Raw genomic sequence first — 22,397 nt, forward strand, 5'->3', positions numbered from 1 at the left:
GAAGCCGCAAGCGGAGGGTCAACCTCGCCGCGATTGCCGGGGTCTATCCGCCCAACCGGCGGCGGACCTCGGTGTTGCTCAGGCCCTCCACCCGGATCGTTTTGCGGGGGGACGTGGGGCCGGCGGCGAGGGTCACGGCCTGCTGCGGCACGCCGAGCGCCTCCGCCAACAGGGCGAGGACCGCGGCGTTCGCCTTCCCGCGTTCCGGCGGGGCCGCCACGCGAACCTTCAACGCCTCCCCCAGCCAGCCGACGACCGCCGAGCGGCTGGCGCCGGGGACGACCTTGACGGTCAGCGTCGCCGCCGGGGCGGCGGTCATTCGGGCGGGAGCAGCGTGCCGGCCTCGTCATCCGACCGGGCCGGGGCGGCGGGGGGAACGGGGGGATCGGAGCGGCCGGCTTTCTTCGCGGCCCGCTGGGCCGTCCACTGGTTCCAGCGCCGCTTCCGCCGCTCCGTCCAGCGCCGCACCCGGGAGGGGGTGAGGTGGGCCGTCGTTCCGTGGAAGCGACGAGTGACCAGGTTCAGCAGATCGCCGCGGGTCAGGCCGCCGAAGGCCATATCCCGCAGGACGATTTCGTCCTCGGTCAGTTCGCCCTCGGTCAGTTCGTGCGGGTTGAACTCGACGGTCTGCCGGGTACCGATCCGCACGCTGCGGGTCAGCAGATCGGCCAGTTCCTCACGGGTGAGGTGCTCGAACGCCTCGGCGCTGAGGGCCGCCTCCTCGGCATTGAGCTGAATCCGCTCTCGGTACCGCAGCAGGCGGGCGATCTGGATCAGGTTGATGCCCACGAACGCCGCCATCCAGGCGGTCGGGCCGAACATCGGGACCGACCCGCAGGTGAAGAACACGATCTGCAACGACATCCCCACGCAGGTCAGGATGCGCAGCCAGAGCATGTCCCGCGTGAGGTAGGACGCGAGGTAGCAGAAGTTCGCCGCGTGCAGGCACAGATCGGCCGGCGCCGCGTCGCTGAGGAAGTTCGTCACGAGGCGGGCGGGGCAGGACGAGAAACGGCGGACGACGGCGGCGCGAGCATGCAGGGTTCCAAGGGGCGGGGCAGCGTGCCCGACGACGCCGGGCTCGGACAAGCGCCATTTCCACGCGTCGTTTCCGGGGAATCCCCCCGACCGGCGGACCGACGCCGGATCTCCCCCACCGGACCGCAGGGCAGGCGGGCCGGCCCGCCGCGGGAGGCGGGGTCAGGCCGTGGGGAACCAGCCGCCCCACCCCTCGGCGGCGGCGGCGGCGGCCGGAACCCGGGCGAGGTCCCGGGCGTCGGGGACGAGCGCCTCCCAGACGACCAACCCGCAGGCGTTCGGGTCCATCCGATCAATCGGGTCCCCGGCGAGCTCGGCGATTCGTTCGCAGGCCGGGTGGTCGGGATCGGCGAGGAGCCCCGCGGCGGCGGCGGCGTCCGCCCCGTCCCAGTCCTCGGCGACGAGGCAGAGCCCCGCCCGTACCGCGTGGGCGGCGGCGCAGGCGGGATCGCGGTCGAGGGCCGCGGCGGCGAAGACCTCCGCGGCCTCCGATTTGCCCGAGAGCGCCGCCACCGCCGCGCAGACCAGCGCCGCCCGGGGGTCGTCCGGGGCGTGCCCCTCGCCGCGACCGGCGGCGACCAGCGCCATGCCGGGTCGGCCGCTCGCCGCCAGGCCCAGCGCCGTCAGCCAGTGCGGTTCGGCCCCGCCGGCGCCAGCCGCGGCGGCGGCTTCCGCCTCCCGCACCGCTCCGAGCGGATCGCGATGGGTCAACGCCGCCCGTGCGGCGGCGAGGTGAGTCTCGGAGGGGGTCATTGTGGACGGCGCCGTGCGACGGAGGAACCTCTCAGTCTGGCCTACGGAACTGTGCCGCGTCGGTTTCGTTCCTGATCGGAAGACGAAAGATCCCGCCCACCGACCTCCGCGGGTCGGACCCTTCGCGACCCAGCGAGACGACGCGGGGGGATGTTTTCGCTCATGTTTTTCGGTCGCGGGCGGCGTCCGGCAGAACCGGCATGGCGGGCGAAATCGAGGCGAGCGACGCAACGCGAACTGCCGGCGCTACCGGTTGGCGCCGGCAAAGACCCGGACCGATTAGGCCGGGCGGCTCAACCGCCGGCGGCCGTCGGGCCGATCGCAAGGGCACCGGCCCGCTGCTGGCTCGACCTCCACGACGGGGACGAGCCGGCGACCTGCCGCGGCTCCCGCCGCGGCGTCCCCGCGGACCGCACGCGTCCCGCAGACACGACGTCGGCGGGGCTTCCGCAGCTTGGCGACCCGATGGAACGGGTTCACGCGGGACGGAACGCATTTGCCGCCACACCCGATGACTTCTTCCCTTCGGTTCGACGGCCCTGCCGGGCGTCCGCCGGTTCTTCTGCCACCTGCACCCTTCAAACGGAGTTGTCCATGATGGTTTCCCCGCGCCTGCTGCTCGCCGCCTGCACGATCGCCCTGGCCCTGCCGGCCTCCGCCAGTGCCGGCCTGTTCGGGCACGGCGACGGCAGCTGCGCCGCTCCGGGCTACGTCGACTACGGCTGCGCCCCGACCTGTGCCGCCCCCTGCGGCGACGTCTGTGCCCCGACCTGTGCCGCCCCGGTGTACGGCGACGTCTGCGCCCCGATGGGCTGCTGCGAGTCCTACTGCTGCCCGCCGCGGGAATCCTGCCTGAAGCGGTTCGGCCGGAAGATCGTCGAACTGGAGCATCGGAAGAACGCCTGGCTGCTCTCCAAGCTGCACGGCCTCTGCCACCACAACGACTGCTGCGAAACGGGCTGCGTGGACTACTGCTGCGAGCCGACCTGTGCCGCCCCCTGCGGCGACGTCTGCGGCGACATCTGCGCCCCGTCCTGCGGCGCTCCGGTCTACGGCGAGCTGTGCTCCCCGACCTGTGCCGCCCCCTGCGGCGACGTCTGTGCCCCGACCTGTGCCGCCCCGGTCTGCGGGTACTGAGTCCGACGCCCCGCCCGCCGGGGTCCGTCTGACTGGGACGCCTCCGTCTGAGGCATCTTGACCGACCGGAGCCGGTCGCCCCCCCGGGGGCGGCCGGCTCTGTTCATGCGCGCCGGGCGACCTCCCGCAGGCGTTCAGGCGCCGTCGTCGTCCGTCGCGTCGTCGGTCTCGGCAAACCGCCCGCCGCGGCGGGCGAGGCTCGGCGGGGGGGCCTCGCCGAAGAAGGCGGCGGCCTGCCGGGCGGCGGTCTCGCGGATGTCGTCCGTCACGTAGCCGGAGATCGTCACCAGCGCCGCGGCGATCACGCCGAGGTCGTCGGTGAATCCGATGCCCGGCAGGAAGTCCGCGATCGCGTCGATCGGCAGGATGAAGTACGCCAATGCCCCCACGATCGTCGCCTTGGCGGCTTTGGGCGTCTCGGGCCGTTGCAGCGTGTGATACAGGATCAACGCCTTCTCCACGACCTGCCGCCCCGCCAGTCGGGCGAACCCGACCAGCTTCGCCTTAAAGGCCTCCGGGGAGTAGGCGTCCGGGGAGATGGGGGACGAATCGGCAGAGGCGTTCATGACTCAATGATACGCCCTCGCCGTTCGGGCGTCAGTCGGGCAGGCCGCCGTCGGACCGGCCGTAGAGCGCCACCAGCGTTTCGAAGTTTGTGGAGTCGGAGAGGAACCGGACCGATCCGTCGGCGACGGCGACGTTCGCCCCTCCGGGGTGAAATGAATAGATGCCGCGAGAGTTCGATTCGTTCACCCCCACGCCGTCGGCGTTGATCGACCACAGGAACGTGTTGCTGGCGGACCAGCCGACTTGGCCCGGATACAGCGCGTTCGGGTTCCCGGAGGTGACGGCGGGCTTCCCGTTGAGCAGCTCCGTCGGCTTCCCGGCCCGCTCCACTAGGGAAATCGTGTTCGAGAGCCCGTCCCGCACATCCGCGAAACGGCCCGCGCGGTAGGAGGACAGTCGCGAGCCCGCCGTCGTCCTCTGCTCAAAAACCGGCCACCCCCAGGCGCCCCAACGGACGAAGTCGACGGAGGAGGAATCCGCCTTCTCGGGAAACGGATCGGGCAGCGTCTGGATCCCGGCCATCGCGTCGTAGTCGCTCCGCACGACGGAGTAGCGGTCCTCGTCGGGGATCTCCTCCAGAGGAACGTCTCCGAGACCGGCGAGCCGATCGTGTTTGAGGCCCCACCCCATCACCGTTGGCGCGTCGCCGCTGGGGCAGAGGAAGGTCGGGACCGGCGTCTGGGCCGCGGCTTCGTTCTCCGGCCCGGTCGCCAACGCGGCCAAATCCAGCCGCGCCGCCAGCGGGGCCTGATCCAGGTAGGGCAGGAGCGGAGTCCGCCACGAATGAAGATGGAACAGGTCCCACTCGCCCAGCGGGTATTGCAGCGACGTACCGTTGTAGTACGACGGCAGCGAACCACGGGCGGCGTGGTGGTTCTGTAGCGCGAGCGCCGTCTGCCGAAGGTTGTTCCGGCATTGGGTCACGCGGGCGGATTCCCGCGCCGAGTGCACGGCCGGCAGCACGAGCGCGACAAGCAGCGCCACGACTCCGATCACGACCAACAGTTCCACCACCGTGATCCCCCCGCGAATCGAGAACGATTCCTGCGGACGGCGGGGCGGGCGTGTCATTGAAGGAGTCTATCGCACACCGGCTGTACGCGGGGGAACGTCTTGAACTGAAGGCGTCACGCAACGCCAGCGCCTCGTCAACGCAACCGCGACCGTGTCGTGCTCACCCCACCGGGCGCGTCAGGCGTCTCCCTCCGCGGCGTGCCACTCCTGCAGGCTGACGACGCGGGGCGTCGGGTCGGCGGCCTGGGCTTCGAGCGCGTCCACCACCGCCACGCAGCCGGGCAGGGTGGTCACGCAGGGCACGCCGTAGGCCACGCTGGCCGCCCGGATCTTGCCCTCGTCGGTGCGGGCGCCCTTGCCGCTGGGCGTGTTGAAGATGAAGCCGACCCGGCCGTTCGCCATGTGGTCGATGAGGTTCGGGCGGCCCTCCTGCACCTTGCGGACGATTTCCGCCTCGACCCCGGCCTCCTTCAGCACCGACCCCGTGCCGCTGGTGGCGAGGATCTCGTAGCCGAGGGCGGCCAGTCGGCGGGCCGGTTCGACGATCGCCGCCTTTTTGCCCTCGGCCATGCTGATGAAGATCGCCCGGCCGCCGCCGCCCTCGGTCCCCGCGCCGGCCGGCGGGAGCGGGTTGCCGGCGCCGATCTGACTTTTGGCGTAGGCCGTCGGGAAGGCGTGAGCGATGCCCATCACCTCGCCGGTGGACCGCATCTCCGGGCCCAAGACGATGTCCACGCCGCTGAACTTGCTGAAGGGGAACACGCTCTCCTTCACGCTGAAGTGCTTCGGCGGCGGCCCGGCGTCGGCGACGCCCTGCTTGGCCAGGGACACGCCGGCCATCGCCTTCGCGGCGATCTTCGCCCACGGCATGCCGGTCGCCTTGGAGACGAACGGCGCCGTCCGGCTGGCCCGCGGGTTCACTTCCAGCACATAGACCGTGAAGTCGTCGCCCTCTTTTTTGACGGCGAACTGCACGTTCATCAGCCCGCAGACGTTCAACGCCTGCGCCAGTTTAATGGTGGCGGCCTCGATCTCCTCCACGACCGCCTTCGGCAGGCTGTGCGGCGGCAGGCAGCAGGCGGAGTCCCCGCTGTGCACGCCGGCTTCTTCAATATGCTCCATCACCCCGGCGACGATCGCGACCCCGCCGCCCTCGACGCCGAAGTCGGCGACGCAGTCCACGTCCACCTCGATGGCGTCTTCCAGGAAGCGGTCGATCAATACCGGTCGGTCCGGGGAGGCGTCGACGGCGGACTGCATATAACCGGACAGCGCCGGGCCGTCGTAGCAGATCTCCATCGCCCGGCCGCCCAGCACGTAGCTGGGGCGAACCAGCACGGGGTAACCGACGCGTTCCGCGATCTTGCGGGCGCCGGCGGCGTCGGTCGCAGTGCCATTCGGCGGCTGGCGGAGGCCGGTTTTCTTGAGGATCTCGGCGAAGCGGTCGCGGTCCTCGGCGACGTCGATCATCTCCGGGCTGGTGCCGATAATCGGCACGCCGGCCGCTTCCAGCCCCTTGGCGAGGTTCAGCGGGGTCTGCCCGCCGAACTGCACAATCACCCCGTCCGGCTTGAGCCGATCGACGACGTTTAAAACGTCCTCGGTCGTCAGCGGCTCAAAGAACAGCAGATCGCTGGTGTCGTAGTCGGTGGAGACGGTCTCCGGGTTGGAGTTGACCATCACGCTTTCGACGCCCAGTTCCTCCAGGGCGTAGGAGGCCTGACAGCAGCAATAATCGAACTCGATCCCCTGGCCGATGCGGTTCGGCCCGCCGCCGAGGATCATCACCCGGCTGTACGGGCTGAGCCCCTCGGGATTGACCGGCCGCCGGGGGCCGGGCGATTCGTCCTCGGTTTCGTAGGTCGAGTAATAATAAGGGGTGACGGCCTCGAACTCCGCGGCGCAGGTGTCGACCTGTTTGAAGACCGCCTCGACGTCGAGTTCTTTCCGCTTGGCCCGCACTGCGGCTTCGCCGGCGTTGAGCCAGTAGGACAGCTGCTGATCGCCGAACCCGGCCCGCTTAAACCGCCGCATCTGCGCCGCAGTCACGGCGGACAGGGAGCCGACGGCCCGGATTTCGTCCTCAATTTCGACGAGCTGTTGCAGTTGATCGAGGAACCAGGGATCGATCGCAGTCAGGTCGTGGACCCGCTCCAGCGTCATGCCGCTTTTAAAAGCGTACCGCAGGAAGCTCATGCGGTGCTCGTTGGGCGTGGCGAGCCCGGCGACGATCGCGTCCTCCCGCGGCCGGTCCGGCGTGTCCCACAGATCTTTCTTGCCGCCGCCGAGGCCGAAGTGCCCGGTTTCGGTCCCGCGGAGAGCCTTTTGCAGGCTCTCTTTAAACGTGCGGCCGATGGCCATGGTTTCGCCGACGCTCTTCATCTGAATCGTCAGCGTCGGGTCCGCCTCCGGGAACTTTTCAAAGGTCCAGCGGGGGACCTTCGTGACGACGTAGTCGATGCTCGGCTCGAAACAGGCCTTCGTCTCCCGCGTGATGTCGTTGGGGAGTTCGTCCAGCGTATAACCGACCGCCAGCTTGGCGGCGATTTTGGCGATGGGGAAGCCGGTCGCTTTGGAGGCGAGGGCCGAACTGCGGGAGACGCGGGGGTTCATCTCGATGACGACCATGCGACCCGTGTCAGGATCGATGGCAAATTGCACGTTGCTGCCCCCGGTTTCGACGCCGATCTCTCGCATCACCGCCAGCGTGGCGTCCCGCATCCGCTGATATTCTTTGTCGCTCAACGTTTGAGCCGGGGCGACGGTGATGCTGTCGCCGGTGTGCACGCCCATCGGGTCGAAGTTTTCGATGGAGCAGACGATCACGCAATTGTCGTTGCGGTCGCGCATGACCTCCATCTCGTACTCCTTCCAGCCGAGGATGCTTTCGTCCAGCATCACCTCGTTGACCGGGGAGAGTTTTAATCCGGAGGCGACGACGCGTTCGAACTCCTCCTTATTATAGGCGATGCCCCCGCCCGCGCCGCCGAGGGTGTAGCTGGCCCGGCAGATAATCGGCAGGCCGAGTTCCTCCAGCGCCTCGCGGGCCTCGTCCATGCTTTTGACGATGCGGCTCTTCGCCACGTCGAGGCCGATTTTCGCCATCGCCTCCCGGAACAGCTCGCGGTCTTCGGCCTTTTTGATGACGTCGCGGCGGGCTCCGATCATCTCCACGCCGTATTCGTCCAGCACGCCCATCTTTTCGACGGCGAGGGCGGTGTTCAGGCCGGTCTGACCGCCGAGGGTCGGCAGCAGGGCGTCGGGACGTTCACGGCGGATCACTTCCGCGACGTATTCCGGGGTGATCGGTTCGATGTAGGTGCGGTCGGCGGTGCCCGGATCGGTCATGATCGTGGCCGGGTTGCTGTTCACCAGCACGACCTCGTATCCCTCTTCCCGCAGGGCCTTGCAGGCCTGGGTGCCGGAATAGTCGAACTCGCAGGCCTGCCCGATGACGATCGGGCCGGAGCCGATCAGCAGGATCTTTTTGATGTCGGTGCGTTTGGGCACGGGCGCTGTATTGGGAAGGCAGGGGCGGCGCAGACGGGGAGCCGAACGGGCGGGGCGGCCCTCGCCGGTGACGCTACCGGCGGGCGGCGGCGTTGCAAAGTCGCCCGCCGGGCCGCAGCGCCGCATGGCGCGAAAAGGCGGCGCACGTCCCATTTTTGCAACGTCGGCCGGTCGGTGAACGCCTCCCGCTCCCACCGCGGCGATTCTGCCCCGGCCGCGGCGATTCCCCCGGCCCGTCGATCGGCTCGCCGGCCGCGCGTTTCGGGACCGCGACGGTGGAACCGGCGCTCCGACTGCCCTTGCTGCGGGATCTGGTCAATGCGCCGGCATGCCGGCGGGGCGGTCAAGTTGGCCGGGGGATTGGGGCCTCCCCCGTGGCGGGCGGCGGCGGCGGCGATACGGTGTGACGGCCCGCCCGCGACGCCGTTTCCCCGCTGCGCCGCCCCCTCCCCGCGTCTTTTCGATCCCGTGTCTTCTTCGATGGCCCCCCCGCAAGCCGACACCGCCGTCCCCGTCACTCTCAACGGTCGCGGCCCCGTTCCGCTGACGCATTCCCCCGAGGGCCGCCACCGCGTGGTGGTCATCGGCGGGGGCTTCGCGGGGATGAACGTCGTCCGCGGGCTGCGGAAGGCGGACGTGGACGTCACGCTGATCGACCGCCGCAACCATCACCTGTTCCAACCCCTGCTGTACCAAGTGGCGACGGGCAGTCTGAGCCCCGCCAACATTGCCGCCCCACTGCGGGGAATGTTCGACCGGCAGAGCAACACCACGGTGCTGCTGGGCGAGGCGGTCGGCTTCGACATGGACCGCCGCGTCGTGCAACTCTGCGGCAAGAACAACCCCACCACCGCCGGCGGGCCGGAGGACGAGATCCCCTACGACACGCTGATCGTCGCCTCCGGCAGCACGCACAGCTATTTCGGTCGGGACGAGTGGGCGCCGTACGCCCCGGGGCTCAAGACGATCGAGGACGCGATCGAGATCCGCCGCCGCATCCTGCTGGCCTTCGAGGAGGCGGAGCGCGAGCCGGACCCGGACCAACGGGCCGCCTGGATGACGTTCGTGCTGGTCGGCGGCGGCCCGACCGGCGTGGAACTGGCCGGCAGTATCGCGGAGATCGCCCGCAACACCCTGAAAAACGACTTCCGCCGCATCGATCCCTCCGACGCCCGCATCGTGATCGCGGACGGCGGCCCGCGGGTGCTGAGCTCCTACGACGAAGAGCTGAGCCGCTACGCCGCCCGCGATCTGCGGGAGATGGGGGTGGAAATTATCACCGACACCCGCGTCACCGACGTGACCGCCACGGAGGTGACGCTCAGCCCGGAGGATCGTTCGCCCTCCTATACGTTGCAGGCCCGCACGGTGGTCTGGTGCGCGGGGGTCCGGGCCAGCCGGCTGGGCAAACGGCTCGCCGCGGCGACCGGCTGCCCCGCCGACCGCGAAGGTCGGGTGAAGGTCGAGCGGAACCTCACCGTCCCGGGGCGTCCGGAGATCTTCGTCCTCGGCGACCTGGCTCACTTCGATCACGCCCCGGAAGATTCCAAAGGCGGCTGGAGCGAACAGGGCGGCGGGAAGGGGACGACCCCGCTGCCGGGCGTGGCCCAGGTGGCGATGCAGCAGGGCAAGCACACCGCCAAAACGCTGCGGCGCCGTCTCCGCGGACTGCCGGACGAATCGTTCGAGTACACGGATCTCGGCACGATGGCCGTCATCGGCCGCGGCGCCGCGGTGGCCGATCTGTTCGGCCGCTACCACGCCACCGGCGGGTTCGCCTGGCTGATGTGGCTGGCGATCCACGTGATGTACATCGTCGGCTATCAGAGCCGGCTACTGGTCATGATCCAGTGGGCCTACCACTACGTGACGATGGACCGCGGCGCCCGCCTGATCACCGGCCAGACGCTGCCGGTGAGCTTTCCGGCCGAGACGAAGGAGGACGGCGAGAATCCGCTGACGGCCCGGTTGAACGCCGCCCCGCCGCAGCCGGACCCGCACGGCGTCTCCGACGCCACCGAAGCCGCAGAACGGGTCTTGGAAGCGACGCTGCCGGCCGCGACCCGCACCCCCGCCCCCGCCGGCAGCGCCGCCGTCGGGGCGCAGCGGTAACGGGCCGGAGCGAGCCGCGTTCCCGTTGGAACGCGGCTCCGGACTTGGGACGCCAATACAAGCCCGACGCGCAAGGGTCGGACCCGTGTCCATTCGAACGCCTGTGCCATTCGACCCCGTCGGCTGCGCCGACGGCCGACGCTTGCGCGTCGGGCTGGTATTGAAACGGCTCTACGCGGCCGCGGCGGCGCGGCGTTTCACCACCTCGCCCACCGCGAGGGCCACGGCGAAGGCGACGGCGACGGCGATCAGCCCCGGCCAGCCGAACGTCATGCCCAGGAAGGTCGAGTCCCGGATCGCCCAGCCGGCGGCGAAGAACGCCACCAGCGTCGCCGTGCCCAGCACGAGGTTCACCGCGATCCGCTTGCCGCCGGTCGGCATCGCGTCGCCCAGCAGTTCCCGGCGGTTCATCAACAACAGGAAGGTGAGGTAGGCGACCGGCAGCAGGGTCAGGCCGAACACGCTGGTCGGCACGGCCAGATAGACCGCCGCCCCGCTCCAGTAGAAGGGCCCCAGGGCCCCGAGGCACGGCAGCAGGGCGCCCAACCGGAAGTACCAGCCGGTCGCCGGCACGTTCAGCACCTCGCAGACGACGAACCCGCTGACGAGCATCAGCAGGGTGATCGTGCTGCACGCCATCCCCAACACGCCCAGGCCGAACACCACGTCGGCGAACCGGCCGCCGCCGAACACCGGCGTCAGGCTGCTGGCGAGGGCGTCCGCGTCCCGCTCCACCAGCGCGGCGGCGAGCACCCGCTCGTCTTCGGAGAGCGTCGCCCGTTCGACGCCGCGGGCGTCCACGTTCTTCAAGAACGCCGACTCGGATTTGGTCAGCTCGCCCTCCGGTTTCTCCAGCAGAGCCGCGTAGCCGGCGTCGTCGATGCGTACGTCGGCCTTCGGCTGTCCGTGGAACTGCGAGGCGGAGGCGATCACCACGCAGGCGGTCGCCAGGAAGAAGGGGATGAACATGCCGGTGGCGAGGTCGAAGATGCCCAGCCCGCGGTGCTCCCGGCCCCAGCCGCGGCCGAGCATGCTGTAGGGCAGCAGGAAGGTCATGTTGATGCCCACCGCCGTGGCGAAGGCGGCCATCATCTTGTCCCGCTGACTGCCGACGATCACGTTCGACCAGTAGTCCCGGGAGGCCGCGTCCGGCAGGGCGTCGACGAGCGCCTGCATCGCCGGCGCCGGCCGGAAGATCGCTCCGAGGTCCGGTACGAACCCGGCGAACACCGCCCCCCAGTCCAGTTCGCCCGCGATCGCCAGCCGGGCCACCACGGCGATGAAGCAGGCCACGATCAGGCCGACCACCACCTTCAACATCACTTCGTAGACCCGCACGCCCCAGTGCCCGCTGCCGTAGCTCCAGGTGACGGCGATCGAGAGCACGAGGATCACCCCGGCGATAATCACCTTGGCCGTGGTGTCCGAGAGCTCGCCGCCCCCGCCCAGCAGGTCCGGCATCAGGTTCTGTTGGAGGGCACCCGTCGCCAACGAATATTGCGGCAGGGCCCAGACGACGTTCGCCAGCCCGCTGGCGGCCAGCCACAGCCAGCCCAGGGCCGGGTTGACGTGCTGATTGATCGCCCGGAACGGCCGCAGGCCCGTGGACAGGGTGACGTAGCCGATCGCCGAGAGCATGCAGATGCCCAGGATCATGGCGACCGGCTGCAACCAGAGCAGCCCGAAGCCGGCGATCACGCCGAGGTACAACCCGCCGGCCAGCGAGCCGCCGCCGAGCGTCAGGGCGCTTTGCAGCCAGCCGGGGCCGGACAGTCGCACATAACCGGCCAGCCGGCCGGGCAGGGACCGGGAGTTGATCTCACGGAGCATCTCCCGCTCGCGTTCGATCGCCTCGCCGCCGACCGGCTTGACGAGCGGTTCGTCCAGCGCGAGTTCGCCGTCCGGGGAGAAGGGCGTCGCCGCCGATCGCGCCGCGCGCACGTCGCCCGCCTCGCTGGGAGAACCGGCGGGGGCGGGGGGCGGGGGGGCGGCGCTCATGCGACGGTCGGATCAGTGGGGGCGAATCCACCGCACGCTACGGTCGATCGCCACGCCCCCGCAACTGACGCGCCCTCTCCGCTTCGTTTCCCGGGGACCGCCCGTCGCGCCGCCTGCAGAACCGTGCGACGCCGGTTCGCCCGCCCGCCGCCGGACCGCCGCGCACGCCGCGAGCGTCCCGGACGCCTGGCGCGTCCGGGACACTTCCATTCAGGATGCGTCAGGGCAGGGGCAGTTCGCCGCGGGCGCCGGCGCTGATCTCGGCGACGCTCATGCGGACCACCGTCTTGCTCGTCTCGCGGTAGGCGTCGCGGGGTTCGCTGAGGTCCTTCGATTCGCGGGTGAGGGTCACCTCCCACTGGGCCGGCCCGAACGGCACGTCCGGGCTGACGACGAACTGCCCCACATTGGTGACGCGGGCCCGGTCGCTCTCCTCGACGACCCGGCCCTGATACCGCGTACCCTCGAACTGCCCGGCGGGGGTGTCGGCGGCGGCGGCGCCTTCTTCGGTGAGCTCCGCCGGTTCATATTCCTTCAGCAGGGTGAGCGTCGGGTAGGCGCGGAGGACCGGGCCGTACTCCGTCGGTTCGCCGTTGCCGACCTGCTTCCACCCGCGGATCACCGGCAGGAACGCCTGCGGGATGCCATTGTCGTCCGCCGGCCGACCGATCACGCCGGACTCCGGCACGAGGACCTTGTAGAGCACCCGCCCGGCCGGGCCGGTTTCCAGGCCGCGTTCGCCGGGGGCGCCGGTCTCGGAGACGATCTCCAGCCAGCGGGCGGGAACCTGTTCGCCGTCGACGGTGGCGGTTTCGGCTTCCAGCGCCCGCAGGGTGATCTGCCGGCGGCGCTCGACGGTGGTGACCTGGTTCTGCTCGTCCGTCAGCGTTTGGGTGTAGGAGCCTTCGTGCCGCACCTGCGTGCCGGGCTCCGGGAGGTTCCAGACGAGTCCGCCGGCGGGGGCGGGGGCGGCGAACAGCAGCGCCGCGCACGCCGCGGCGGAAAGGCGGGCGACGGTGACGGTGTTCATGGACAGCGGGGCCGCGGTCGGCGGAATTGAATGCGGGGGCGGAGTCCTCGCATTCTTCCCCCCGTCGGACCGCCCGCAAGCGGCGAACGCGGGGACCGGGCGGATGGACCGCCGCCCCACGCGCCCCTACCGTGCCGGACCGCCCGATCGGTCGAATCCTTCGGCCCCCCCGGGCGGTATCCCCCGCGCACGACGCGTCTCGTGCCCGTGTCGCCGGTCGCCGATCCGCCTCCGTCGTCAGACCGTTCGCCCTTCGGACTCCCCAGCCCCGCCGACGATGCTCCGACCCACCCCCCGCCGGTTCTCGCCGGCCGCGTTCGTCTCCGCCGCCCTCCTCGCCCTGACGGCCGGCGTCTCCTCGCCCGCCCTGGCCGACGACGGCGACGCCAAATCGAAAGACGTCAAGCCGGCCGACGCCAAACCGGCGATCGCAAAGGCGAACGTCGCCCACATCAAACTGACCGGCTCCTTCCCCGAGGCCCCGCAGCCCGAAGGCCCCTTCGGCAACCTGACCCAGACGTTGGAGAAGGCGAAGGGCCGCATCGAGAAGGCGGCGACCGACGATCGCATCAGCGCCGTGCTGCTGGAGATCGACGCCCCGTCCGTCGGCTTCACCAAGGCCCGCAGCCTGCGGGCGAGCATCAAAGCCGTCCGCGACGCCGGCAAGCCGGTCTACGCCTACTTCGAGGACGCCTCCACCCCCGGCTACCTCGTCGCCTGCGCCGCCGATAAGGTCATCGCCCCCGAAAGCGGCGGCGTGATGATGGTCGGCCTGCGGGCGGAGGTGGAGTTCTATAAGGAGCTGTTCGACGACTTTCAGGTGCAGCCGGAGATGCTGCGCGTGGGCAAGTTCAAGAGCGCCGCCGAACCCTACACCCGCAGCTCGATGAGCCCGGAGTTCCGCGAGGAACTGACCGAGGTGCTCGGCGACATCTACGCCAACATCCTCGCCACCGTCGCCGAGACGCGGGGGATGGAGCAGGACGCCGTCGACGCCGCGATCGACAGCGGCCCGCACACCGCCCTCGGCGCCAAGGCCGCCGGTTTGATCGACGAGATCCTTTATGAGGATCAGATCGCCGACCTGATCAAGAAGGACCTCAACGCCGGCGAGGTGCGGGTCGTCGAGGACTACCTCAAGCCGAAGCCGAAGAAGTACGAGGGCTTCTCCGGCCTGATGGATTTGCTGAACGATCTATCCGGCGAGACGGCGACCTCCGCCGCCAAGGGTCCGAAGATCGCCGTGATCTACGCCCTCGGCCCGATTATCTCCGGCAAAAGCGTGGAGAGCCCGTTCACCGGCGCCCAGTCGATGGGCTCGGAAACGATGATCGAAGCGATCGACGAGGCTCGCGAGGACGACGACGTGAAGGCCGTCGTGCTGCGGGTCGACAGCCCCGGCGGCTCGGCGCTGGCCAGCGATTTAATGTGGCGGGCGCTGGTCCGACTGAAGGCCGAGAAGCCGCTGATCGTCTCCATGGGCGAGGTCGCCGGCAGCGGCGGGTATTACATCGCCATGCCCGGCGACACGATTATCGCTGACCCGTCCACGATCACCGGCTCGATCGGCGTGGTCGGCGGCAAGTTGGCCTTCGGGGAGACCTTCAAACGCTTCGGCGTGACCCACGACGTGGTGCAATTCGGCGACAACGCCGGCACCCTCTCGCTGCTCACCCCGTTCGACGAGTCCGAGGAAGCCGCGATGCGGAAGATGCTCGCGGAGATCTATGAACTCTTCACCAAAAAGGCTGCCGAGGGCCGCGAGATGGACCTCGAAAAGCTGAAGGAACTGGCCGGCGGCCGCATTTACAGCGGCGAGCGGGCAAAGGAACTCGGCTTGGTGGACGAACTCGGCACCTTAGAGGACGCGATCGCCCTCGCCGAGCAGGCCGCTGCGAAACGGTTCGACGACGTGGACGAGGGCGATGAATTAGGCCGGCTGAACCTGCCGAAGCCGGTCAACCCGTTCGAGGCCCTGTTTGAGAACGGCCTGCCCGGCATGATCCGGATGCAGCAGACCGCCGTCGCCGAGGCCGCCGTCGCCGCCGCCGTCGACGCCCTGCCGGAGCCGCTGGCCGGCGTCGCCGAACGCCTCGGTACGCTGGAAACCCTCGCCAAGGAGCGGGCCCTGGTCGTGATGCCCTTCGGGCTGAAGGTGAAGTAGTTCAGCGGACGCTTGTTCGTCGGCGCAGCGAAGCGTCCCGGACCCTCCGAGGGTCCGGGACGCTTTTTTCGTTCGATCGTTCAGGGACTCAGGCGATCGCGGCCCGCAGCTTGTCGATCCACTTGGCGGCCTCGGCCTTCACGTCGCCGCCCTCCTCGTACTCCAGCACCAGCCAGCCGCGGTAGCCGGCGTCGCCGAGGATGCCGACGATCCGGTCCAAGTCCGCGTCCTCATGTTTGCCGTTGGGGCGGACCTTCACCTTAATCTGGGCGTTGATCGCGTACGGGGCGATCGCGGCGAGGTCGCGGTAGGGGTCGTCCGTCTGGAAGTTGCCGCTGTCGAAGTTCACGCCGAAGTACGGGCTGTCGTCCACCTGCTCGATGATGGAGAGCATCTGCTTCGGCGTGGCGGTGATGCCGCCGTGGTTCTCGAGGGCGAGGTGCACGCCCTTGGCCGCGGCGTGCGGCAGGCATTCGTTGATGCCGGCGGCGCAGCGGGCGATCGCCTCCTTCTCGTCCCCGCCCTTCGGCACCTTGCCGGCGAAGATGCGGATCACCGGGGCCCCGAGGGCGCTGGCGGCGTCGATCCAGCGTTTGCACGCGGCGATCTGCTGATCGCGGGCGTCGCCGGGGGGCAGGGCGAAGTCGTTGCCGATCGCCGTGCCGGAGACGCTCAGACCGTTGGCGAAGCAGTGGTGGGCCAGGTCGCGGACGTATTTCTCGCCCTCGCCGCCGGCCTCGAAGTCCTGCACGCTCTGCGGGAAGTAGTACCCCGTCAGTTCCACGCCGGGCAGGCCCAGCGACGCCGCGTAGTCGGCGACGTCGTACAGGTCCATTTCCGTATCGGTTTTGCTCCCGCGCGGCAGCATTTTGTTGAACGAGTACGCCGCGAGGCTCAGCTTGAACAGCGGCCCGTCCGCCTGGCGCTTCAGCGGTTCGGCGGCGACGCCGGAGGCCGGACGCGCGGCGAGGGCGGCGGCCGACGCGGCGGCCGCGGACGCGAGGAACGTACGGCGGGAGGGACCGGACATGACGGCTTTCGAACGGAACACGAGCGGAACGTGTCCGATCCTACAGCCCCGGCGGACCGATTCGTACACTCCCCGGCCCGTTCCTGTTCGCTTCCCACCCACGCCCAAGCCGAAGGCCTGCCTCCGGCTTAGCACCTGATCGCTCATGCCCCGCTACGACCCCGCCCGCATCGAACCGAAGTGGCAAGCCTTCTGGGACGAGAACCGCACCTTCGCCGCGCCAGCCGTGGCGGAGGCCCGTGACGCGGCCGGGAAGTTGTACGTCCTCGATATGTTCCCCTATCCCAGCGGGAACGGTCTGCACGTCGGCCATCCGGAGGGCTACACCGCGACCGATATCGTCGCCCGCATGGCCCGTATGCGTGGCAAAGCGGTGCTGCACCCGATGGGCTGGGACGCCTTCGGCCTGCCCGCCGAACAACACGCCGTCAAAACCGGCGTCCACCCGCGGGAGACGACCGCCAAGAATATCGACACCTTCCGGCGTCAATTAAAATCCCTCGGCTTCAGTTACGACTGGGACCGGGAACTGTCCACGACCGACCCGGACTATTTCCGCTGGACGCAGTGGATCTTTCTCGAACTCTACGACACCTGGTACGACGCCGAGGCGAAGAAGGGCCGCCCGATCGCCGAACTGCCCGTCCCGGCTGAAGTGAAGGGGCAGGGCGAGGAGGCCGTGCGCCGTTATCAGGACGGCAAACGGCTGGCCTATCAGACGCACGCCCCGGTCAATTGGTGCCCGGAACTGCGGACCGTGCTGGCCAACGAAGAGGTCATCGACGGCAAGAGCGAACGCGGCGGCCATCCGGTCGTGCGGTTGCCCTTGCGCCAGTGGATGCTGCGGATCACCGCCTACGCCGACCGGCTGCTGGAGGATCTGGACACGCTGGAATGGCCGGAGAGCCTCAAGTCGCTCCAGCGGAACTGGATCGGCAAATCCACCGGCTGCGAGGTCGACTTTTATATCGGCGTTCTAGACGGCGCGAGCGACCCGGCCGACCCGGAGACGTTCAAAACCTGGCAGGCCCAGCGGTCGTTTAGCGGCTTCCCGGAGGAGGCCCCGGAGGACGTGCTGCGGGTTTATACGACCCGGCCGGATACGCTGCACGGGGCGACCTATATGGTCCTCGCCCCGGAGCACCCCGCCGTCGAGCGGTTGACGACCGCGGAGCAGAAAGCCGCCGTGAAAGCCTATCAGCAGAAGGCGAGCGAGAAGAGCGACCTTGCCCGCACCGATCTCGCCAAGGAGAAGACCGGCGTCTTCACCGGCGGCTACGCAATCAATCCGGCGAACGGGGAGCGGGTGCCGGTCTGGGTGGCGGATTACGTGCTGATCTCCTACGGCACCGGCGCCATCATGGCCGTGCCGGGCCACGACGAGCGGGACTTTGAATTCGCCAAGCAGTTCGATCTGCCGATCCGTCAGGTCGTCCGGCCGGGCGACGCGGAGACGTTTGAATCGCTCCGTGACACCGACGTGGATGTCTTCATCCACGAGGGCACGGCCGTCAACAGCGGCCCGTTGGACGGCCTGCCGACCGCCGAGGCCAAGACTCAGATGATCAACTGGCTGGGGGAAGCCGGGACCGGCGTCGCGGCGGTGAACTATAAACTTCGGGACTGGCTGTTCTCCCGCCAGCACTTCTGGGGCGAGCCATTCCCGCTCTGGCACGAACTGGATTCGAGCGGCAAGGAAACCGGCCTGCTCCGCACCGACGACGCGGCCGAACTGCCGGTGATGTTGCCGGAGAACTTCGAGTTCAAGCCCCACGGCCGCCCGGAGCCCCCGCTGGACGAGGCCCCGGACGAGTGGCTCTATAAAATGGCCGCCGACGGCGTGAAGCTCAAGCGGGAAACGAACAGCATGCCGCAATGGGCGGGCAGTTGCTGGTACTTCCTGCGCTTCTGCGACCCGCACAACGACGACCGCTTCGTCGGGGCGGAGGCGGAGAAGTTCTGGATGCCCGTCGACCTCTATATCGGCGGCGCGGAGCACGCCGTGCTGCACCTGTTGTACGCCCGCTTCTGGCACAAGGTTCTGTACGACCGCGGACACGTCTCCACGATCGAACCGTTCGCCCGGTTGGTCAATCAGGGCATGATTCTCGGCGAACCGGAGGTGACCGGGTATCAGGACGCCGGGATGAATTGGGTGTCCGCCGACGACGTAAAAGCGTCCGAGGCCGAGGACGAAGACGGCACCGGGTTCGTGCGGCAGAGCACGGAGGAGCCGGTGCAGGCGGTCAGACTAAATGCCGCCCAGGTGACGAAGAAGGGCGGCGTCCTGGCGCTCGCCGCGGACGAGTCGATCAAGGTCGACAGCCGCGCTCACAAAATGAGCAAGTCCCGCGGCAACGTGGTGAACCCGGACGCGATCGTCGCCGACTACGGCGCCGACAGTCTGCGTCTCTACGAGATGTTTATGGGGCCGCTGGAGCAATCCAAACCCTGGCAGATGAGCGGCGTCGAGGGCGTCGCCCGCTTCCTGGCCCGCGTCTGGCGGACGATCGCCGACGAAAACGCCGACGAACCGACCCTCAACCCTGCCGTTCAGGAGGTCGAGCCGACGGAGGAGCAGGATCGCTTGCTGCATCAAACGATCAAGGCCGTCACCAACGACGCCGACCGGCTGAGCTTTAATACGTCGATCAGCCGGATGATGGAATTCACGAACGCCTTCAGTTCGATGGAGACCCGGCCCAAAAGCGTCTGCGAGCAGTTCACGCTGTTGCTGGCCCCGTTCGCCCCGCACCTCGCGGAAGAATTGTGGAGCCTGCTGGGGCACGACGGGTCGCTGGCCTACGAACCGTGGCCGACGTGGGATGAGGCGAAACTGGTCGAAAGCAGCGTCGAGATCCCCGTGCAGGTCAATGGCAAGGTCCGCGGCCGGGTGCGGGTGCCGGCCGACGCCGACCGCGACGCCATGACCGCCGCCGCCCAGGCGGACGAGGGCGTCCGGCCCCACCTGGAAGGCAAAACGATCGTGAAGGCGATCGCCGTGCCGGGGCGGATGGTCAACTTCGTCGTGAAAGGTTGATCCGGTGACGGGGTAAGCCGCGGAGGATGACGCCGCGGCGAGCCGTCATGGGGCGAGCCCGGTGGTGGGGCCGGCGGGGCGTCGGCACAATCGGCCTCACCGGACCCCGGTTCCTCGCAGCCCGCACCTGACCTCCCGCGTCGCCATGAGACTCCTTCCCGCCGTCGCCGCGGCTCTCGCCGCGGTCGCCTTCGCCCCGCCCGCCCCCGCCGCCCCGCAACAGGACGTTCCCATGGTCGAGGGCGTGCAGCACGTCGCCACCGTCGAGGGCATCAGCGAATATCGTCTGCCCAACGGATTAAAGATCCTGCTGTTCCCGGACGTCTCCCGGCCGACGGTCACGGTGAACTGCACGATCTTCGTCGGCTCCCGCCATGAGGGTTACGGCGAAACGGGCATGGCCCACCTGCTGGAGCATATGGTCTTCAAAGGCACGCCCACCTTCGAGGACGTGCCGAAGGAACTGAAGGACCGCGGCGCCGTCTTTAACGGCTCCACCTGGCTGGACCGGACGAACTATTACGAGACGCTGCCCGCCAGCGACGAGAACCTGGAGTTCGCCATCCACCTGGAGGCGGACCGCCTCGTCAACTCCTACGTCAAGCAGGAGGATCTCGACAGCGAGATGACCGTCGTCCGCAACGAGTTCGAACGCGGCGAGAACAGCCCGCAGCGGATTCTCATGCAGCGAATGCTGGCGACCGCATTCGAGTGGCACAATTACGGCAAGAGCACCATCGGCAACCGGGCCGATATCGAGCGCGTGCCGATCGAGAACCTGCGGGCGTTCTACGAACGCTATTATCAGCCGGACAACGCGATGCTGATCGTCGCCGGCTCCTTCGACCCGGAAAAGGCGCTGCAATACGCCAAGGAGCATTTCGGCGCGATCGAAAAGCCGACCCGCGTGCTGCCGCAGACCTATACGGAGGAGCCCCCGCAGGACGGCGAACGCACGGTCATCCTCCGCCGCGTCGGCGATGTGGCCCAGGTGGGGGCGGTCTATCACGTGCCCGCCGGCCCGGACCCGGCCTTCGCCGCGGTGGACGTGCTGGAAAGTATTCTGACGGACAACCCCTCCGGCCGGCTCTATAAGGTGCTGGTCGAGACGAAGCGGGCCGCCAGCGTCTCCGGCGGGACCTTCGCCCTGCACGACCCCGGCGTGCTGCTGTTTACCGCCGAGGTGGCGACGGCGAACGAACCGCAGGACGTGCTGCGGCTGATGCTCAACGTCACCGAGGGCGTGCCGGCCGAACCGGTTACCGAGGAAGAGGTCGCCCGGGCCCGGGCCCGCCTGCTGGCTCGCCGCGAACGGGCCGCCAACGACACCTCCCGCATCGCCGTGCAGCTCTCGGAATGGTCCGCCCAGGGCGACTGGCGGCTGTATTTTCTCTACCGCGACCGACTTGAAGAGGTGACCGCCGCCGACGTTCAGGACGTCGCCGAACGCTTTCTGCAAAGCGACAACCGCACCGCCGGCCTGTTCCTGCCGACGAAGGAGCCGCAGACGATCGAGATCCCCTCGCGGCCGGATCTCGCGGAGATGTTGAAGGACTACGAGGGCCGGGATGTCGCCGCCGCCGGCGAGGCGTTCGACCCGGACCCGGCGGCGATCGAGGAGCGGGTGGTCCGCACCGAACTGCCCTCCGGCCTGGAGGTCGCGCTGCTGCCCAAACAGACTCGCGGCGACACCGTCGACGCCCGCCTCAGCCTACGTTACGGCACCGAGGACACGTTACAGGGACTGTCCGGGGCGACGAACATGCTCGGCCCGCTGATGATGCGGGGCACGGCGGAGCTCTCCAAACAGGAGATTCAGGACCGCCTGGACGAACTGCAAGCCTCCCTTCGCCCCGGCGGCGCCGACGGCAACCTCACCTTCACGATCACCGCCAAGCGGGACACCCTGCCGGCCGTGATGGAGCTGTTGGGCGAGATTCTCAAATCGCCGGCGCTGCCGCCGGAGGAACTGGAGTTGCTCCAACAGGCGACGATCGCCCAGATCGAGGCTCAGAAAAGCGAGCCGCAGGCTCTCGCCCCCACCGAGGTGCGGCGGGCGCTGTCCAACTATCCGAACCCGGAGGACCCCCGCTACGTGCCCACCCTGGAGGAGCAGGCGAAAATGATCGCCGAAGTCACTCCGCAGGAGGTCGCCGCGGTTTATAATACCCTGCTGACGGACGCCTCCGGCGAACTGGCCGTCGTGGGCAGCTTCGATCCGGACGCCGTGCTGGAACTGGCGAAGGAGAACCTGACCGGCTTCGGCGCCCCGGACGCCCCCTCGTTCGCCCGGCTGCCGCAGGTTCCGAACCCGGACGCCCCGTCCGGCGACAAGGAAATCGCCACGCCCGGCAAACAGAACGCGGTCTATTACGCCGCCCTGCAATTGCCAATTTCGCAGGAACACCCGGACTATCCGGCGTTGATGATCGGCGATTACATCCTCGGCTCCAGCGGTCTCTCCAGCCGGCTAGGCGACCGGGTCCGCCAGCAGGAGGGCCTCAGCTACGGCGTCGGTTCGCAGCTCACCCCGCGGGTGAAGGATGAATTGACGACCTTCGGCGTCTACGCGATCACCAACCCGGGCAACGTGCCGAAATTGAAGACGGTGATCCGTGAGGAACTGGACCGCCTGATCGCCGAGGGCGTCACGCCGGCGGAGGTCGACGCGGCCAAGACGAGTTACCTGCAAAAGCAGCGGGTCAACCGGGCCAGCGATTCCCAGCTGGCGACCAAGCTCGCTTCCCAGTTGTACAACGACCGCACGATGGCGTTCACCGCGGAGCTGGAGGCGCAGGTCGCCGCCCTCACCGCCGAAGAGGTGAACCGGGCGTTGCGGGAGCATCTCGACCCGGCGGAGCTGTACGTCGTCGTCGCCGGCGACATGGACGCACCGGACCAGGCCCCCGCGGACGTGCCCGTCGGCGTGCCCACCGACCCGGACGCCCCGGCCCCGGACGGTGCGGCCGGTCCGGCGTCGCCGTAGATCGCGTTGATGGGCGGA

The 22,397-nt window shown here is 69.0% G+C and carries 14 protein-coding genes; 5 read left to right on the forward strand and 9 right to left on the reverse strand.

The genetic code is table 11. The features are described from left to right. Positions 1-43: 43 nt before the first annotated feature. The 3 genes from CA12_RS12495 to CA12_RS22090 form a co-directional block, all read right to left on the reverse strand. Positions 44-319 (reverse strand): DUF167 domain-containing protein, encoded by a 276-nt coding sequence (locus CA12_RS12495; protein ID WP_145359250.1) that lies wholly within the window; start codon positions 317-319, stop codon positions 44-46. Next, positions 316-987, reverse strand: coding sequence for a hypothetical protein (locus tag CA12_RS12500; protein WP_165700720.1), 672 nt, complete (start codon positions 985-987; stop codon positions 316-318). Before CA12_RS12500 ends, CA12_RS12495 begins: the two co-directional genes overlap by 4 nt. 213 nt (positions 988-1,200) lie before the next feature. Further along, a complete protein-coding gene (locus CA12_RS22090; protein WP_165700721.1) occupies positions 1,201-1,791 on the reverse strand; it encodes a hypothetical protein in 591 nt (196 codons plus the stop codon). A gap of 594 nt (positions 1,792-2,385) precedes the next feature. Between CA12_RS22090 and CA12_RS12510 the strand changes: the two genes are divergently transcribed. Continuing rightward, on the forward strand, positions 2,386-2,928 hold the full coding sequence (locus CA12_RS12510) for a hypothetical protein (protein WP_145359252.1): 543 nt from the start codon (positions 2,386-2,388) through the stop codon (positions 2,926-2,928). A 134-nt stretch (positions 2,929-3,062) separates the two neighbouring features. On the opposite strand, the gene CA12_RS12515 is transcribed toward CA12_RS12510, so the two are convergent. The 3 genes from CA12_RS12515 to carB all read right to left on the reverse strand — a co-directional run bounded on the left by CA12_RS12515 (position 3,063) and on the right by carB (position 8,019). Then, entirely contained in the window at positions 3,063-3,494 is a 432-nt protein-coding gene (locus tag CA12_RS12515; RefSeq protein WP_145359253.1) for a YkvA family protein, read from the reverse strand. Between the two features lie 31 nt (positions 3,495-3,525). After that, positions 3,526-4,566, reverse strand: coding sequence for a DUF1559 domain-containing protein (locus tag CA12_RS12520; RefSeq protein WP_145359254.1), 1,041 nt, complete (start codon positions 4,564-4,566; stop codon positions 3,526-3,528). Positions 4,567-4,686: 120 nt separating this feature from the next. Beyond that, positions 4,687-8,019, reverse strand: coding sequence for a carbamoyl-phosphate synthase large subunit (gene carB / locus CA12_RS12525; protein WP_145359255.1), 3,333 nt, complete (start codon positions 8,017-8,019; stop codon positions 4,687-4,689). Between the two features lie 480 nt (positions 8,020-8,499). On the opposite strand from carB, the gene CA12_RS12530 reads away from it, so the two are divergent. Continuing rightward, a complete protein-coding gene (locus tag CA12_RS12530) occupies positions 8,500-10,131 on the forward strand; it encodes an NAD(P)/FAD-dependent oxidoreductase (protein WP_145359256.1) in 1,632 nt (543 codons plus the stop codon). 171 nt (positions 10,132-10,302) lie between these two features. Here CA12_RS12530 and CA12_RS12535 read toward each other — a convergent pair whose 3' ends face one another. After that, positions 10,303-12,129, reverse strand: a complete 1,827-nt coding sequence (locus CA12_RS12535) for a divalent metal cation transporter (RefSeq protein ID WP_242687892.1) — start codon at positions 12,127-12,129, stop codon at positions 10,303-10,305. A gap of 220 nt (positions 12,130-12,349) precedes the next feature. Next, positions 12,350-13,159: a hypothetical protein gene (locus tag CA12_RS12540; protein WP_145359257.1), complete on the reverse strand. Its 810-nt coding sequence runs from the start codon at positions 13,157-13,159 to the stop codon at positions 12,350-12,352. Between the two features lie 277 nt (positions 13,160-13,436). Here CA12_RS12540 and sppA point away from each other — a divergent pair, with 277 nt between their 5' ends. Further along, positions 13,437-15,323 (forward strand): signal peptide peptidase SppA, encoded by a 1,887-nt coding sequence (gene sppA / locus CA12_RS12545; protein ID WP_165700722.1) that lies wholly within the window; start codon positions 13,437-13,439, stop codon positions 15,321-15,323. An 88-nt stretch (positions 15,324-15,411) separates the two neighbouring features. On the opposite strand, the gene CA12_RS12550 is transcribed toward sppA, so the two are convergent. Continuing rightward, complete coding sequence (locus CA12_RS12550) at positions 15,412-16,353, reverse strand: sugar phosphate isomerase/epimerase family protein (protein ID WP_145359259.1); 942 nt, start codon at positions 16,351-16,353, stop codon at positions 15,412-15,414. A gap of 145 nt (positions 16,354-16,498) precedes the next feature. On the opposite strand from CA12_RS12550, the gene leuS reads away from it, so the two are divergent. Together leuS and CA12_RS12560 are read left to right on the forward strand one after the other, a co-directional pair. Continuing rightward, positions 16,499-19,393, forward strand: coding sequence for a leucine--tRNA ligase (gene leuS, locus CA12_RS12555; RefSeq protein ID WP_145359260.1), 2,895 nt, complete (start codon positions 16,499-16,501; stop codon positions 19,391-19,393). Positions 19,394-19,538: 145 nt separating this feature from the next. After that, complete coding sequence (locus tag CA12_RS12560; protein ID WP_242687894.1) at positions 19,539-22,379, forward strand: M16 family metallopeptidase; 2,841 nt, start codon at positions 19,539-19,541, stop codon at positions 22,377-22,379. Positions 22,380-22,397: the final 18 nt, after the last annotated feature.

The sequence above is a fragment of the Alienimonas californiensis genome, assembly GCF_007743815.1.
Classification (GTDB): Bacteria; Planctomycetota; Planctomycetia; order Planctomycetales; family Planctomycetaceae; genus Alienimonas; species Alienimonas californiensis.